At 68.5% G+C, this 15,687-nt stretch carries 13 protein-coding genes; 8 read left to right on the top strand and 5 right to left on the bottom strand.

The genetic code is table 11. The annotated features are described in order from the left end of the window. Positions 1-116: 116 nt before the first annotated feature. The 3 genes from ACSMFO_RS01035 to ACSMFO_RS01025 all read right to left on the bottom strand — a co-directional run bounded on the left by ACSMFO_RS01035 (position 117) and on the right by ACSMFO_RS01025 (position 3,016). On the bottom strand, positions 117-1,166 hold the full coding sequence (locus ACSMFO_RS01035) for a hypothetical protein (protein ID WP_436456408.1): 1,050 nt from the start codon (positions 1,164-1,166) through the stop codon (positions 117-119). A gap of 318 nt (positions 1,167-1,484) precedes the next feature. Then, positions 1,485-2,282: an SDR family NAD(P)-dependent oxidoreductase gene (locus tag ACSMFO_RS01030; RefSeq protein WP_436456407.1), complete on the bottom strand. Its 798-nt coding sequence runs from the start codon at positions 2,280-2,282 to the stop codon at positions 1,485-1,487. A gap of 14 nt (positions 2,283-2,296) precedes the next feature. Beyond that, positions 2,297-3,016, bottom strand: a complete 720-nt coding sequence (locus ACSMFO_RS01025; protein WP_436456405.1) for an SDR family NAD(P)-dependent oxidoreductase — start codon at positions 3,014-3,016, stop codon at positions 2,297-2,299. Between the two features lie 114 nt (positions 3,017-3,130). On the opposite strand from ACSMFO_RS01025, the gene ACSMFO_RS01020 reads away from it, so the two are divergent. The 4 genes from ACSMFO_RS01020 to ACSMFO_RS01005 all read left to right on the top strand — a co-directional run bounded on the left by ACSMFO_RS01020 (position 3,131) and on the right by ACSMFO_RS01005 (position 8,235). After that, positions 3,131-4,996 carry a primary-amine oxidase gene (locus tag ACSMFO_RS01020; RefSeq protein ID WP_436456404.1) on the top strand — a complete coding sequence of 622 codons (1,866 nt, stop codon included), beginning with the start codon at positions 3,131-3,133 and terminating at the stop codon, positions 4,994-4,996. A gap of 180 nt (positions 4,997-5,176) precedes the next feature. Continuing rightward, positions 5,177-5,968 carry a molybdenum cofactor biosynthesis F family protein gene (locus ACSMFO_RS01015; RefSeq protein WP_436456403.1) on the top strand — a complete coding sequence of 264 codons (792 nt, stop codon included), beginning with the start codon at positions 5,177-5,179 and terminating at the stop codon, positions 5,966-5,968. 3 nt (positions 5,969-5,971) lie between these two features. Next, positions 5,972-7,606: an amidohydrolase gene (locus tag ACSMFO_RS01010; protein ID WP_436456402.1), complete on the top strand. Its 1,635-nt coding sequence runs from the start codon at positions 5,972-5,974 to the stop codon at positions 7,604-7,606. A gap of 41 nt (positions 7,607-7,647) precedes the next feature. Then, entirely contained in the window at positions 7,648-8,235 is a 588-nt protein-coding gene (locus tag ACSMFO_RS01005) for a TetR/AcrR family transcriptional regulator (protein WP_016333932.1), read from the top strand. Between the two features lie 69 nt (positions 8,236-8,304). Here the strand turns inward: ACSMFO_RS01005 and ACSMFO_RS01000 are convergent, their stop codons facing one another. Together ACSMFO_RS01000 and ACSMFO_RS00995 are read right to left on the bottom strand one after the other, a co-directional pair. Further along, positions 8,305-9,240: an alpha/beta hydrolase gene (locus tag ACSMFO_RS01000; RefSeq protein WP_436456401.1), complete on the bottom strand. Its 936-nt coding sequence runs from the start codon at positions 9,238-9,240 to the stop codon at positions 8,305-8,307. Further along, a complete protein-coding gene (locus ACSMFO_RS00995; protein WP_436456400.1) occupies positions 9,237-10,223 on the bottom strand; it encodes a methyltransferase family protein in 987 nt (328 codons plus the stop codon). The genes ACSMFO_RS01000 and ACSMFO_RS00995 overlap by 4 nt, the downstream gene beginning before the upstream one ends. A gap of 234 nt (positions 10,224-10,457) precedes the next feature. Here ACSMFO_RS00995 and ACSMFO_RS00990 point away from each other — a divergent pair, with 234 nt between their 5' ends. Genes ACSMFO_RS00990 through ACSMFO_RS00975 form a run of 4 tightly spaced genes read left to right on the top strand, consistent with a single transcriptional unit; the run spans position 10,458 to position 15,653 of the window. Further along, the gene (locus ACSMFO_RS00990) at positions 10,458-12,218 is read left to right on the top strand and encodes a dipeptide ABC transporter ATP-binding protein (protein WP_436456399.1); all 1,761 of its coding nucleotides are present in this window, start codon (positions 10,458-10,460) and stop codon (positions 12,216-12,218) included. Further along, on the top strand, positions 12,215-13,795 hold the full coding sequence (locus tag ACSMFO_RS00985; RefSeq protein ID WP_436456398.1) for an ABC transporter substrate-binding protein: 1,581 nt from the start codon (positions 12,215-12,217) through the stop codon (positions 13,793-13,795). Before ACSMFO_RS00990 ends, ACSMFO_RS00985 begins: the two co-directional genes overlap by 4 nt. Then, complete coding sequence (locus ACSMFO_RS00980) at positions 13,792-14,736, top strand: ABC transporter permease (RefSeq protein WP_073842625.1); 945 nt, start codon at positions 13,792-13,794, stop codon at positions 14,734-14,736. The genes ACSMFO_RS00985 and ACSMFO_RS00980 overlap by 4 nt, the downstream gene beginning before the upstream one ends. Beyond that, entirely contained in the window at positions 14,733-15,653 is a 921-nt protein-coding gene (locus tag ACSMFO_RS00975) for an ABC transporter permease (RefSeq protein ID WP_360084435.1), read from the top strand. The genes ACSMFO_RS00980 and ACSMFO_RS00975 overlap by 4 nt, the downstream gene beginning before the upstream one ends. Positions 15,654-15,687: the final 34 nt, after the last annotated feature.

Here is a 15,687-nt window from a genome sequence, read left to right as displayed (position 1 = left end):
GACCCTTTCATGACATCCGGTACCGGGCGATCACCCTCCCCACGCGCGTGAAGGCCTCCTTCCCTCGACTGAGCCGAGGGAAGGAGGCCTTCACGCGCAACGGACCCTTTGCCGCACTATCGCAGGGCCGACACCGTCCCGAGCCGGGACAGATCGTGCGGTGCCAGTGCTATGGCCCAACCCAGTGTCCGTCCGGTCTTCGCGTCGATCGTCAACGTCAACACGTTGCCCCTGGGCGCTTTGCTGCCCCGGGGGACCTTCGCGGCATGCCCGACGAACTCTCCGGTCATCTGAATGAGATAGGCCGGGTCGTCGGAGGTCGTCCGGCTACCGTCCAAACTGGCGAGAGCCTGCCTGCCGGTCTGGACGTACTCGATGTTCCCTGGGTTGGGCTCGCCGTTCAGGCTCGCCAGCTTCCTGGCCGCCGCCAAAAGGCTGGCCGGCGTCGGTGGCGTCGCCTCGTCGTTCTCGGTCATCGGGCTCACTTCGTCCACGCACGGCTTGTGTGTTCCGGCAACGACATTCTTCCCGTTCGTATAGCCGAAAAAGAGGTCGGGCCGGTCGTTCTCGATGTAGGTGGGAGCGGTGTGCCACACATTGCCGGTATCCTGGTATTGAAAGTTCGTCGAAGCACCGGCAATCCGGGCGCCCGCCGTGGTCACCTCCAGGCCGTTGTCTGCTCGCCCACCATACGCCCCGTTACCCGCGGACACCGCGACCCGGTCGCCGTCCTGGTGAATTTCCCAGTCACCGCTGCCGGGCACCCATTTGAACGTCACATTCTCGAACTCATTCGTGCGTGCGGGCTTGATATAACTCTCACGGTAGGGCGACCCGGGGCGCGAGTCCGCCCAGTACCAGAGAAACCCTTTCTCCTGCCCGGGTGAAGCGTGGAGTGTTCCCGCGGTCATTCCCGCTTCCACCCAGGTGTCCAGTTTCGGTTCGTTGAGGTTCGTGAGGATCCACATCTCCCAATTCGCGAACTCGTTGTCCCGATCGTCGACATGCAGGCATCCGACTCCGAGATCCGCGCCGACCGCGTTCATCCACAAGGGTTCCGCTTGGGATCCGATGACCCCGACAGAGTAGCAATGATCCGTCGCCGTGCATTGCGGCGCGCTGTCCGCGTGCGCCGACACGGCGCCGAAAGCCGATGTCGTCAGCATCAGTCCGACTGCCGAAAGCGCGCTGACACGTCTGTCTACCACGAGTTCCCCATCTCGATAGGTGTCCAGAATGAATCGGAGGCACGCGAATTCCGCGGCCGCACACTATCCATGACGGTGAGAAATCCCCGATCCCCCTCGATCGTTGGTTACCACCAACCAAGGGCCACTCTGACCCTCTGACACCGACCTCGAAACCGCCGACCGGGTGACGAGGCACGAGCGATTCACCTCGCCTCCCGCCTCGATCAACCGGGCACCCCACAGGAAGGCGAATCAGTAGCGAACAGCGCTGTCTCCAGCGAAATCCTGAAAGCGCTAAGAACCCATCCCCGCCCGTTCGAAAGCGAGCGTCGGCAGATCCACCGCATGCGCGCCACCGTCCGCCACGATCACCGCGCCGGTGATGTACGACGACTCCGAAGACCCGAGGAACCGCACGATCGACGCGATCTCCTCCGGTTCGGCGGGGCGGCGCAGCGGCACCTCGGCGGTGACGCGCCGGTAGCCCTCGGCGTGGCCGCCGTCGAAGCCCGCGGCCTCGGCGAACTGGTCCATCTCGCCGTCCGCCATCGGCGTGCGCACCCAGCCGGGGCAGACCGCGTTCGCGCGGACGCCCCTCGGCCCGTAGTCACGGGCGATCGAACGCGTCAGCCCGATCAGCGCGTGCTTCGCGACGGTGTAGCCGGCGACGTTCGGCCCGGCGAACAGGCCGGCCAGCGACGACACGACGACGACCTGGCCGCCGGTTTCGATCAGCGACGGCAGCGTGGCCCGGCAGAACACGAAAGCACTCGACAGATTCGAGCGCAGCGCCAGTTCCCATTCCTCGTCACCGGTGTCGACCACCGAGGACAGCCCGTGCCCGCCGGCGTTGGCCACCACGACGTCCAGCCTGCCGAACTTGCCGACGATCTCCGCCACGGCGTTCTCGGCGGCTTCGCGATCGCTGGCGTCGCACGAGATGACGTGCGCGCCGGTTTCGGCGGCGACCTTCTCCAGCGGCTCGAGCCGCCGTCCGAGCACCACCACCTGGGCGCCCTCGTCGGCGTACCGGCGGGCCACCGCGGCGCCGATTCCGGTACCGCCACCCGTGATCGCGACAACCTTCTTCACTTGCGGAGTCCTTTCTAAGCGGGAAAACCGGAGCGGGCCGAGACGCCGAAGTCGGCGAGCACGGCCTGACCGTTGACCGCCCGCGAACGCGCGGACGCGAGATGGAGCACCTGCCAGGCGACTTCTTCCGGAGCCTGCACCGGGAACGCGGGATCGTCGAGCACCTCGCCGAGATCGCCGCGCGCCATCGGGGTGTCGACCACCGACGGGCAGACGCAGTTCACCCGGACGCCGGGGAGATCGACCGCGAGGGCCCTGGTCATCGCGACCACGGCCCCTTTCGACGCGCAGTACGGGACCATGCCGGGCGCGCTGGTGAACGCCGAGTCGCTGGCCAGCAGCACGACCGAGCCACCCGACGCGGTGAGCCAGGGCGCGGCGTGTTTGACCAGCAGGAACTGGCCGGTGACGTTGACCGCCAAGAGCGCGGCGAAGTCCGCCGAGGAGGTCTCCGTGACCGGCGTCCCGACCGGACCGGAGATCCCGGCACAGCCGACGACGACGTCGAGCCCGCCGAAGTGACTCACCACGGTGTCGATCGCGGCGGCCACCGACGGTTCGTCGGTCACGTCGGCCTGCACGGCCAGGAGACCGTCGGCCAGGGTGGGCACGGGTGCCCGGTCGAGGGCGCCGACCCGCGCGCCCTCGGCGAGGAACGCCTGGACGCAGGCAAGGCCGATACCGGATGCCGCGCCGGTCACCAGCACGGCCTTGCCCGCGAGATCCAGTCCCATGACGTCATCCTCCGGTCCGGACCTTTCACGGAGCTTGGCCGTCAGTGCATCCTTCTTGTCGGCAGCCGCATGACGGTCTTTCCAGCCGCGGACGGACCGGCAAGACTGCGAAGTATGACCAGGCCGCATCCATTCGACCCGCTGACCGCCGACGAACTCGCCGAAGGCCGAGCGATCCTGGCCGCCGAAGGCCTGCTCACCGCCACGACACGGTTCCCGGCCGTGCTGCCGGTGGAGCCGGAGAAGGGCGACGCCGCACCCGATCGCCGCGTCCGGTACACGCTGCTGGACACCGCGACCGGCGAGGCGCGCGACGTGGTCGTCTCGCTGGAGAAACACGAACTGATCTCCACCGAGGAGTGCGGCCCTGGCCAGCCCGCGTACCTGTTCGAGGAATACGACCTCGCCGCGTCGATCACCAAGGCGTCGCCGGAATGGCAGGCCGCCATGGAGCGGCGCGGGCTCGCCGACCGGATCGAACACGCCTTCTGTGCTCCCCTGGCTCCCGGGTTCTTCGGCAGGCCGGACGAGACCGGCCGGGTCATCCGCACGCTGACGTTCCTGCGCGACGACGCGTCCGACAGCCCGTGGGCGCATCCGGTCGAGGGCCTGATCGCCCATATCGACCTGACCGCGCAGCGCGTCCTCCGGGTGGAGGACGAGGGCGACGTGCCCGTGCCGCCGGAGCACGGCCGCTACGGCGACGTCCCGGCCAGGACCACGCTCAAGCCGATCGAGATCACCCAGCCGGAGGGCCCGAGCTTCACCGTCGACGGCAACGAGGTCACCTGGGAGGGCTGGAAACTCCGCGTCGGCTTCAACGCCCGCGAAGGCTTGACGCTGCACGAAATCGGCTTCCAGGACCGGTCGGTGCTGCACCGCGCGTCGGTACCGGAGATGGTGGTGCCCTACGGCGACACCGCGCCCGGCCGGTTCTGGATCAGCTACTTCGACGCGGGCGAGTACCTGCTCGGCAAGAACGGGAACGACCTGCGGCTGGGCTGCGACTGCCTCGGCGTCATCCACTACTTCCCCGCGTTCGTCGCCGACGACCACGGCCACCCGGTCGAGATCCCGCGCGCGATCTGCATGCACGAGGAGGACTACGGGATCCTCTGGAAGCACACGGATCTCGACGGCCGCGCCGAGGTCCGCCGCTCGCGGCGGCTGGTGATCTCGTCGATCTCCACCATCGGCAACTACGACTACGGCTTCTTCTGGTACCTCTACCTCGACGGCACCGTGGAACTGGAGGCGAAGGCCACCGGCATCGTGTTCGCCGGCGCCGCGCATCCCGGCACGGATCACCCGCACGCCAACGAGATCGCGCCGGGCCTCTTCGCGCCGGTGCACCAGCACCTGTTCTGCGCGCGGCTCGACGTGGCGATCGACGGCGAACGCAACTCGCTCGTCGAGGTCGACGTCGAACGGGTCCCCATGGGCGAACAGAACCCGTACGGGAACGCGTTCACCTGGAAGGAAACCCCGCTGCGGACCGAGCGGGAGGCGCAGCGGTTCGCGGATCCGGCCAAGGCGCGCGTGTGGGAGATCCGCAGCGCGGAGCGGACCAACCGCCTCGGCTCCCCCACGGCGTACCAGCTCGTGCCGCGGCCCTCCGCGACCTTGATGGCGCAGCCGGAATCGACCGTCCACCAGCGGGCGACGTTCGCCACCCGTCACCTGTGGGCGACGCCGTACCGCGCTAACGAACGTTTCCCGGCAGGCGACCGCCCGAACGCGCATCCGGGCGGCGCGGGACTGCCCGCCTGGACGGCCGCCGACCGTGACCTCACCGACACCGATCTCGTGCTGTGGCACGTGTTCGGCCCGACCCACATCCCGCGTCCGGAGGACTGGCCGGTCATGCCGGTCGACTACTCCGGTTTCTCCTTGCGCCCGTATGGCTTCCTGGACCGAAACCCGGCCCTCGATCTGCCCTCCGGCGCCACCGATGAGCACTGTTCCGCCCACGAGCACTAAGGACCTGTTGGCGGAGCTGAAGATGTAGCCCGAAAGCGACCAACGCGTGAACCCGCCCGGCCGAAGGCCCCGCTATCGCGGTGGCAGGGCGCCTGACCCGCCAACTCGAGATGGATGCCGACCGCCCTGCCGACGCCGATCGCGGACGCGGGTTCACCACCAGACACAAGGACTCTTTCAATGCCCGAACTGACCCTGTCCGACACGTCCACCTGGCTGCCGCTGGACGGACTCGCCCCCGGCTTCGACGCGAACAAGGCGCCCACTGTCGGCGACCTGCACGGCCGCTCGTTCGAACTCGCCTGCGAAGACGGCACCACGTTCACCGCCGCCTTCTCCGGCACCCGGATCGACTGGGCCTACCACGGCGAGGGCACCGACCGCTGCGAGACGTTCCTGGTCGACGACGACCTGTACTACGTCCAGTTCCACCCGCAGGCACGGCAGGAGGAGGCGTTCACCCTGCTGCTCGACCTGCGCCGCGGCCGGGCGCTGCTGGTATTGAGCAAGATCGGCGACACCTCGCCCCGTGTCACGCAGTCCTTCGTGGCCGCCACGATCGGCGGCGTCGAGCCTGCCGGGGAGCCGCTCGCCCCGACCACGTCGCTGGTCGGGCGACGGGTGCTGTGGGTGTACAGCACCGAGCACGCGTACGAGCACGTGTACCTCAGCCCGCACTGGTACACGTGGCAGTGCCTCGCCGGGCCGGAGCGGGGGCTCGCGGACACCGACGAGAACTCGGTCTACGAGCTGCGTCCGGGCATCTACGTCTTCGCCTGGCGGGAGAAGGTGATCCCGTGCGCGTCGGTGACCGTCGCCGACCACCGGGACGCGAAGCGGCTGCGCTCGCACGGTGTCCTTTTCGGACTGGACGCCAGCGGGAGCGCTCCCACCCACTTCACCTTCGGCGCGCACGGCAGGCTGCTCAGCACCACCGTGCACCCCGAGTCGTACGACCCGGCCGGGAGCTGAGCCTTGACCGCCGACATCGTCCTCACCAACGCCACGGTGTACACAGTGGACGGTCACCGCCCCTGGGCGTCGTCACTGGCGATCAAGGACGGCAAGATGCTGTCGCTGGAGGACATCGAACGAGGGCCGAGCACCGAGGTCGTCGACCTCGGCGGCGCGTTCGTGATGCCCGGCCTGGTCGACGTGCACAACCATCACGCCCTGGCCGGGCGCGCGGCCCTGTTCGAGCTGAACTTCGGTCTCGACGCGGGCCTGGACGACATCCTCACCGCGGTCCGGTCGCGCGCCGCGGGGCTCGGGCCGGACGAGTGGGTGGTCGGCGGCGCCTGGGCGTCCACCCTGGTCGGCACGCTGTCGCGGACTTCGGCCCGGCACGCGCTAGACGAGGCCGCCGGCGGGCGTCCGGTCATGCTTTCGGACGACAGCAGGCACAACCGCTGGGTGAGCAGCCGCGCCTTGGAGCTCGCGGGGGTCACCGCCGCGACACCCGATCCGGCCGGCGGGGAGATCGTCCGTGATCCCGCCACCGGCGAACCCGTCGGCGTCCTGCTCGAAGCGGCGGGCGTCGCCGTCGAGCGGGCGCTCAGCGAGACCCGGACGCTCACCGCGGAGCAGCATGTGGCGGCGTCGCGGCACGGGATCGGCACCCTGCATTCGTACGGGGTCACCGCGTTCCAGGACGCCGGCGTCTCCGCGGACATCCTGCGGGCGCTGAAGTCGCTCGACGACGCGGGCGAACTGCACGCGTGGGTCGTCTCGTCGCTGCTGATCAACGACCCGATCTTCGGTTTCGACCCGATCGGGGCACCGCTGCTGGAGGTCGCCGGGCAGTACAGGAGCGAGCATCACCGGCCGGACTTCGTGAAGATCTTCCTCGACGGGGTCCCGCCGACGCGGACCGCGGCCTTCCTGGAGCCGTACCTGCCGGACGCCGCGCACGGAGCCTGCCACCACGGCGCCACCACCATGCCGGGTGACGAACTCGTGGGCTGGCTGCGCACGGCGGCCGCGGCGGGGCTCTCGGCGAAGGTGCACTGCACCGGGGACGCGTCGGTGCGCGCGACGCTCGACGCCGTCGAGAAGGTGCGTGCCGAGGGCTTCGCCGACGCGCGGTTCCAGGTCGCGCACGGCCAGTTCGTGCACCCCGACGATCTCCCGCGCTTCGCCGCGCTGGGGGTCGCCGCCGACATTTCGCCGTTCCTGTGGGTCCCCGGCGTCATCCCGGCCGCCATCGCCGAGGTGCTGCCCGGCGAGCGTGCCGGGCGGATGCAGCCGAACCGGTCGTTGCTGGACGAGGGCGCGCTGGTGGCCGGCGGTTCGGACTGGCCGGTCAGCGAGTCGCCGAACGCGTGGGAAGGCATCCACGGCCTGGTCACGCGCCAGGATCCGACCGGCATGTTCCCGGGCGCGCTGTGGCCGGAGCAGGCGATCACCCTCGCCGAGGCGATCGAGGTCTTCACCCTGGCCGCAGCGCGGGCGATGGGGCTGGGCGATGTCACCGGCTCGCTGGTCCCTGGGAAGTCGGCGGATTTCGTCGTACTGGACCGCGATCCGTTCAAGACCGATCCGTCGGCGCTCGTCAAGACAAAGGTGACGCAAACGTGGTTCGCCGGGCACCGCGTGTATCACGAGGCCTGATCTCCTACACTGGTAGAAGAACCAGTGCGGGAGGTCTGCCGATGCCGAAGATCATCGACCACGACGAGCGGCGCAGCCATATCGTCGACGTCACCTGGGATTTGATCACCCAGGGCGGGATCGAGGCCGCCACCATGCGCGAGATCGCGGCGGCCGCCGGCTTCGCCAACGGCGCGCTCAAGCTGTACTTCCCGAGCAAGGAAGACATCATCCAGGCCACCTACGAACGCGCGCTCGGCATGATGCGCGAGTACGTGGAGCTGGACGAGCTGCGCGGGCTGACCGCGCTCCGCGAGCTGTGCGTCTCGTCGATGCCCATCGACGAGGACCGCATCGCCGCGGGGCGCGTCCTGCTCACCTTCTGGCAGCTGTCGCTGACCAACCCGAAACTGCAGGACAAGTACCTCGAGCACATCCGCTCATGGCGGGGCCTGCTGCACCGGTATCTCACCGAGGGCCGGGAGGACGGCGACATCGTCACAGAAACGCCCGACGAGCAACTGGTCGACGAGGTCGTGCTGATCAACGCCGGGGCGAACGTGATGAGCCTGGTCGCCGGGGAGTTCTCGACGATCGCCCTCCAGCGGCAACACCTGGAATCGTTCTTCGCGCGCCTGACCCGCCCCTGACCCTACGCACTACCGCATTTCGTCCTCTGAATGCGGTAGTACGTAGTGCGAACAGGCGCATTCAGAGGACTAAACGCGGGGGTCGAAGGTCCGGGTCAGGAAGCTCGCCACGTGCCGGTGCGAGCGCGGCGACGCGGGAAGATCCGTGTAGAGACCGTAGAAGCCGTGGATCTGGCCCGAATACCGCGTCATCTCCACCTGGGTCCCGGCATCGGTCAGGCGCCGCGCGAACTCCTCCCCTTCGTCCCGCAGGACGTCGTACTCGGCCGTGAGCACCAGCGCCGGCGGGAGCCGGGTCAGGTCGCCTGCGCGCAACGGCAGCAGGTACGGATCGTTCAGCTGCGCCGGATCCGACACGTACTGCTCGAAGAAGAACCGCATCGCCCCCGCGGTCATACCGAAACCCTCGGCGAAGTCCACATAGGACCGGAACCCGTCGTCCGGGTGCCCGAAGACCGGGCAGATCAGCACCTGCGCGGCCAACGCCGGCCCGCCCCGGTCGCGGGACATCATCGACACCACCGTCGACAGGTTGCCGCCCGCGCTTTCGCCTCCGATGGCGATCCGCGCCCCGTCCACCGAAGGACCGGCACCGCCCGCGGCGAGCCACTCGACGACGGCGTAGCAGTCGTCCGGGGCCGCCGGGTACGGATGCTCGGGCGCGAGCCGGTAGTCGACCGCGACGACGGCGACCCCGGCCGCATTGCACACCGCCCGCGACGCGACCTCGTTCTCGTCGATCGACCCGATCGTCCACCCGCCGCCGTGGATCCAGACGAACGCGGGCACCGGCGCCGTGGCCTCCGGCAGATAGATCCGCACCCGCACACCGGAAGGCAGGACGTGGTCGGTCACCGAAGCGACCTCTTCGACCGAATCGGGACGTCGCCACGAAGCGGCGAAGGCCGCGCGCAACTCGGGAGCCGTCATGGGCCCGGCCGGCGCCTCCTCCGGAGCGCTGCGGGCCAGCAGTTCCTTGACCGCGGGATCGAGGGTCACGGTCACACCGCTTCCGCGACGAGCACCCGCGGGCTGCCCGGCAGCGCGAGCCGGTCGGTGACCCGCCAGCCGGCCTCGTCCAGCCAGCCACGGACTTCGGCCTCCGGATAGACGACCGTCCCGTCGATCACCAGGTACTCCCCCGCGTGCAGCGCGTCGATCGGCCGCTGGACGGTGTCGCCGTCGAGGAAGAAGTCGAGCAGCAGCAACGCCGCCCCCGGCGCGGCGGCGGCGCGGGCGTTGCGCAGGATCCCGGCGTTCTGCTCGGCGTCGAAACGGTGGACGACGTGGTTGACCATCACCAGGTCGAACTCGCCCTCGGGACGCGCGGTGGGCGTCTCCGCGCCGATCACGGTCGCGCGATCCGCGAATCCGGCCTCGGCCGCCGCGGTGGTGACCGACTCGGTGAAGCCCGGATCGAAGACGAACGTCGTGTGGAGTTCGTCGTTGGTCTTCATGGCTTCGACGGCGAACGCGCTGGAGAGACCACCGAGGTCCAGCGCCTTGCGATGGGAGCCGAAATCGTACGCTCCGGCCAGCATCTTGGCGTGCAGGGCGTTGTACGTCATGACCCCGGCCATGAACGTGCCCCAGCGCGCGTCGTCCATCTCCAGCTTGCCCGGCTCGCCGCTGTCGGCCGTGTGGCCGAACTGCAGCCAATGCGGGTAGCTGATCGAGTCCAGGAACGTGAGGAACGGCGCCAGATCGAGGTCCTCGCCACCGAGGTACGCCGCGGCGTCGGCGGCCAGCGCGTAGCGTCCGTCCACACGGGACAGCAGACCGAGTGATGACATGGCGTCACCGAGGATGCGGGTGATCTTCTCCGGTTTGCCGGTCTTCTCCGCCAGTTCCGCGGCCGTCAGCGGCCCGCCGGCGAGCGCGGTGAACAGGCCGATCCGGCTCGCCGCGAAGAGTTGCTTGGCCGCCATGTACCCCACGGCGATGTCCACGATCCGCTCGGGACCGGCAGTCTTGGTCGACCCGCTCACGGGTGCCCTCCTTAGCTCGTTTCCGCCGAGAGTCTACAGCCGTAGACAAAAGAATCCAGTGCAAGTTTTCGCCCACCACCAGGAAAAACCTGCCGGATATCAACTTCCTACATTCGTAGAATATACCCATTGACAGCGCACTCCCCCAGTGTCAACATGCGTAGAACTACCCCCGCCGGAGGTCCGTTCCCCGGCAGTGCGGTCCGCTCCGGGCGGGCTCGGGAAAGGGGATTCATGACCCTGCTCGAATTACGAGAACTCACCGTCGGCGTCATCGCCGACGAAACCGAACGCGAACTGGTCCGCGAACTTTCGTTCGACCTCGACCAAGGCCGGACACTCTGCGTGGTCGGCGAATCCGGCAGCGGTAAAACGGTGACGGCCTTGTCGATCATCCGGTTGCTGGAGTTCGTCGCGCCGGTGTTCACCCGCGGCGAGATCAGCGTCGACGGCGTCGATCTCACGCGGCTGTCCGCCGACGAGATGCGCGCGTACCGCGGCCCGCGGATCGGCATGATCTTCCAGGAGGCGCTGGATTCGCTCAACCCCAGTCAACGGGTCGGCAAGCAGCTGATCGAGGCCTACCGGAAGCCCGGCTCCCTGCCGCGTCAAGCCGCGCGCAAGGGAACGCCGTTGCACCGCGAGGCCGAGGCGAAGGCCCGAGGCCTCTTGAAGGAAGTCGGCCTCACCGACACCGACCGCGTGCTTTCCCTGTACCCGCACCAGATGTCGGGCGGAATGCAGCAGCGCGTGATGATCGCGCTCGCTCTGATGGCCGATCCGAGCCTGCTGATCGCCGACGAGCCGACCACGGCGCTGGACGTGACGACGCAGGCGGAGATCCTCACCCTGTTCGACCGCGTCCGCCGTGACCACGGCACCGCGTGCGTCTTCATCACGCACGACATGGGCGTGGCCGCGCAGGTCGCGGACCGGATCGCGGTGATGTACCGGGGCGAACTGGTCGAGCTCGGGTCCACTGAGGACATTCTGCATTCGCCGAAGCATCCCTACACCAAGGCGTTGCTCGACTGTGTCCCGCAGCTCGGGGTGAGCAGACGCGACGGCTTCCCCACCATCTCCGAGGCACTGCTCGAAGCCGCGATGAACGGCGAATCGGCGGTCGCGACCGAGACCAGGTCCTTGAGCCGCCCGAAGTCCAGGGAGACGGACGAGGGTACCTCGCTCGTCATCGACTCGGTGTCCAAAGTGTACGGACGGCGTGGCCGGTTCTCGCTGAGCCGCGAACCCGAGGTGCACGCGGTCAAGGACGTCTCGCTGGAGATCGCGCCGGGCGAGTTCTTCGGCCTGGTCGGGGAATCCGGTTCGGGCAAGACCACGCTCGGCCGTCTGGTGAGCGCCCTGGAAACCCCGACCGAGGGCACCATCGCCTTCGGTGAGCACCGGTGCACGCCGTCCGGTCTCGAAGGGGACGAGCGCGCGTTCCGCCGCCGCGCGCAGCTCATCTTCCAGGATCCGCAGAGCTCGCTCGATCCCCGGCACACCGCCGCCAGGATCATCGCCGAGCCGCTGCGGGAGCTCACCGGTCTCCGCGGCGCGGAACTCGACCGCCGCGTCACCGAACTGATCGACGAGGTCGGGCTTCCCTCGGACACCGCGAAGAAGCTGCCATCGCAGCTCTCCGGCGGACAACGGCAGCGCGTCTCGATCGCCCGCGCCATCGCGGCCGAACCCGACCTCATCGTCGCCGACGAGCCGACCTCCGCGCTCGACGTCTCGGTGCAGGGCCAGGTGATGAACCTGTTGCTGGACCTGCGGCGCACCCGCGCGCTCAGCTTCCTGTTCATCACGCACAACCTCAGCCTGGTGCTGTCGGTCGCCGACCGGGTCGGCGTGATGTACCGGGGCGAACTGATCGAAATCGGCGAACCGGACGAGATCCGGCTCCACGCCGGGCACGAGTACACCCGCCGTCTCCTCGCGGCGAATCCCGAACTGCCCGCCCACCCCCACACTGGAGTGCGGAACCCATGAGACGAACCCTGACCTCGGCCGCCCTCGGCCTGGCGACCGTCCTGCTGATCGGCTCGTGCATGGGAGGACAGGCGGGCGGTGGCGCCGCCGACGGGCCCCCGAAGCCCGGCGGCAACCTCAACGTGGCCGTGCCCACCGACCCGCAGTCCCTCGACATGGTCGCGAACCCCGGCCAGGTGACCGCGCATATCGGCAACATGATGTACGAGAAGCTGTTCGAGGTGGACCGGAGTTTCACTTCCCGGCCCATGCTGGTCGAGGACTACACCACCAGCCCGGACAGGCTCACCTACACCTTCAAACTGCGCCAGGGCGTCACCTTCCACGACGGCAACCCGCTGACGTCCGAGGACGTCGTGGCGAGCCTGAAGCGGTGGCAGCAGGTGCACCGCACCGGTCAGCTGGTCACGCCGGACATCGAGGCGATCACGCCGACGGACCCGGCGACGGTGACCATCAAGCTCAAGCAGCCGCGGTACCCGCTGATCAACGAACTCGCCGGCGCGGGCACGGAGATCTACGAGGCGAAGAACCTCACCGGTGTCGCGCCGACCGGGTTCGCCCAGGACAAGGCGATCGGGACCGGCCCGTACAAGCTGAAGAGCTGGGACATCGGCCGTGAACTGGTGCTGGAGCGATACACCGGCTACAAGTCCCGGTCCGAAGAGGACTGGGGCGGGCAGGCGGGCGCCAAGCACGCGTACCTCGACACCGTGACCTACAAGGTGGTCTCCGATCAGGACGCGCTGATCAACGGCCTGCAGACCGGCCAGTGGGACCACATCATGCCCACGAACGACCAGTACGAGCCGCTGCGCAACAACCCGGCCGTGGTAGTGCACAACCTGCCCGGCGGCAACGACAACGTGGTGATCCCGAACTTCAACACCGGTTCGAAGTTCGCGGACCCCCGTGCCCGCGAGGCGCTGAACCTCCTGCTGGACAAGCCCGCGATCAACGCGGCCACCGGCGGCAGCAAGGACCTCACCGTCGAGACCGGCGCCTTCGCCTCGCCGGACAACAAGCAGTTCTATTCCACCGCGGGCGAAGAGGTCTACAAGGCGCACGACCCGGCGAAGGCCAAGCAGTTGCTGGCCGCGGCGGGCATCACCGCCGGCGCGACGATCCGCATCGTCACCACGAACTCGTACCCGGAGTTCGGCAAGTGGGCCGTGCTGATCCAGGACAGCCTCTCGAAGATCGGCATCAACACCAAGATCGACACCTTCGACTTCGCCACCATGCTCGGCACGCTGACCAAGGAGCCGGGCGGCTGGGACATCACCACGCTGTTCTTCGACTCGGCGCTGACCTCGCCCGCGCAGATGCCGGCGCTCACCCTGGGCACACTGAACGGTTCGACCTCGCCCGAGCTGGACGGGCTCATGGCGGAGTTCAACGCCTCGACCACCCCTGAGCAGGCGAAGGCGGTGGTGGACAAGCTGCAGGCGTTCACCTGGAAGCAGCTTTCGGTGATCACCCTGAGCCAGTCCAGGCTGTACGCGGCCTACTCCCCCAAGCTCAAGGGCTACGGCGACTTCTACCGCGTTTTCTGGAACACCTGGCTGGCGTCATGACCGGTCTGCTGCTGCGCAGGCTGCGCGATCTGGTGATCATCCTGGTGATCGTCGGGACGATGATGTTCTTCGTCATCCGGCTGATCCCCGGCGATCCGGCGCAGGCCATCCTCGGCCCCACCGCGCGACCGTCCGATGTGGACGCCCTGCGGGAGAGCATGGGGCTGAACGGGACACTCTGGGAGCAGTACTTCAGCTGGGCCGGGAATGTCCTGCACGGCGACTTCGGCACGTCGATCACCTATCACGCCCCGGTGCTCGGCGTGGTCGCCGACCACATCCTGCCGACGCTCACCCTGGCCGTGCTCTCGACGGTGATCAGCTTCTTCCTCTCGGTCGCTATCACCTCGTGGCAGGCGGTGTCGCCGCGCAACCCGGTGGCGCGGGCGCTGGACCGGCTGTCCGCGCTCGGCATGGCGATGCCGGACTTCTGGATCTCGCTGATGCTCGTGCTCGTCTTCTCGGTGACACTGCGCTGGTTCCCCTCCAGCGGCTACGAGAACCTCTTCACCGATCCGGCGACGGCGGTCCCCGCGCTGGTGCTGCCGCTGACCGTGCTCGTCATCGGGCAGACCGCGTTGTTCGTGCTCACCCTGCGGGAAAGCCTGCTCGGCGAATTGCCGCTGGCGTATCTGCGCACCGCGCGGGTCAAGGGACTGTCGGAGCGGCAGGTGATGACCAAACATGTCCTGCCGAACGCGCTGATGCCACTGATCACCCAGCTGGGCAGCAACTTCGCCATGCTGGTCGGCGGCATCGTGATCATCGAGTCCATCTTCGTCGTGCCGGGGCTCGGCCATCTGCTGATGGGCGCGGTGTCCACCCGCGACTTCCCGCTGATCCAGGGTGTGACGCTGTTCGTCGCGGTGTTGTTCGTGCTGGTCAACCTGCTGGTGGACCTGTCGTACGCGCTGCTCGACCCGAAGGTGCGTGTCTCGTGAGCGTCGCTCTCGTGGAAAAGACGTCGCCGGTGCGCGAGAAGCCGTCGTCCGGCCGTGCGGCCCGGGTGTTCCGGCGCAACCGGATGCTGGTGATCACCACGGCCATCCTGGCGGTGATCGTCCTGGCCGTGATCGTGCTGCCGTTCTTCCTGCCGAGCGTCAGCGCGACCGACCCGGTGAACCGGCTGCTGCCACCGTCAGCGGCGCATCCCCTCGGCACGGACTCGTTCGGCCGTGACGTGCTCGCCCGCCTGGTCTCCGGCGGACGGGCGTCGCTCGGGCTGTCCGCGTTGATCACCCTGTGCGCGGCCTTCACCGGCCTGGTGATCGGGCTGATCAGCGGGTTCTTCCGGGCGGCCGACGCGGTGCTGATGCGGGTGATGGACGCCTGGATGTCGTTCCCGGCGATCATCCTCGCGATGGCGCTGGCGATCTCGCTCGGCGCGAGCATCTGGACCGAGCTGATCGCGCTGACGGTGATCTTCACGCCGTTCACCGCCCGCGTCATCCGCAGCCGCGTGCTCGGCATCGCCGGCCGTGCCTACATCGGCGCGGCGCGGGTCTCGGGGATGAGCCGGTGGAAGATCCTCGTCGTGCACGTGTTCCCGAACGTCCTGCCGCTCGCGCTGGTGCAGGTGGTGATCCTGTCCGCGGCGGCGATGCTGGTCGACGGGGCGATGAGCTTCCTCGGCCTCGGCATCGCTCCCCCGACCCCGACCTGGGGCAACATGATCGCCGAAGGCCGGTCGTACCTGGTGCAGGCGCCCTGGCTGGTGATCGTGCCCGGCGTGACGATCATGGTGTGCGTCTTCCTGCTGAACCTCATCGGATCGTCGCTGCGGATCGCCGTCGACGCCCGCGCGCGGACGCTGAGCGAGATGCAGCGGCTGCGCACCCGCCGCCCCTCCGGCAGCTGAGAAAGGATCCCGTTGTCTGCCACTACTTCCTTGG

This window comes from Amycolatopsis sp. w19 (assembly GCF_051373225.1).
Lineage (GTDB): Bacteria > Actinomycetota > Actinomycetes > Mycobacteriales > Pseudonocardiaceae > Amycolatopsis > Amycolatopsis japonica.
Note: the sequence above shows the minus strand (reverse complement) of the source record. Positions and strands in the feature narration are given on the sequence as shown.

Excerpts from the sequence above, each read along its gene's own strand:
- ACSMFO_RS01035 (WP_436456408.1), bottom strand. The coding sequence starts at position 1,166 with ATGCTGACGACATCGGCTTTCGGCGCCGTGTCGGCGCACGCGGACAGC.
- ACSMFO_RS01020 (WP_436456404.1), top strand. The coding sequence starts at position 3,131 with ATGACCAGGCCGCATCCATTCGACCCGCTGACCGCCGACGAACTCGCC.
- ACSMFO_RS01025 (WP_436456405.1), bottom strand. The coding sequence starts at position 3,016 with ATGGGACTGGATCTCGCGGGCAAGGCCGTGCTGGTGACCGGCGCGGCA.
- ACSMFO_RS00980 (WP_073842625.1), top strand. The coding sequence starts at position 13,792 with ATGACCGGTCTGCTGCTGCGCAGGCTGCGCGATCTGGTGATCATCCTG.
- ACSMFO_RS00990 (WP_436456399.1), top strand. The coding sequence starts at position 10,458 with ATGACCCTGCTCGAATTACGAGAACTCACCGTCGGCGTCATCGCCGAC.
- ACSMFO_RS01005 (WP_016333932.1), top strand. The coding sequence starts at position 7,648 with ATGCCGAAGATCATCGACCACGACGAGCGGCGCAGCCATATCGTCGAC.
- ACSMFO_RS00985 (WP_436456398.1), top strand. The coding sequence starts at position 12,215 with ATGAGACGAACCCTGACCTCGGCCGCCCTCGGCCTGGCGACCGTCCTG.
- ACSMFO_RS01015 (WP_436456403.1), top strand. The coding sequence starts at position 5,177 with ATGCCCGAACTGACCCTGTCCGACACGTCCACCTGGCTGCCGCTGGAC.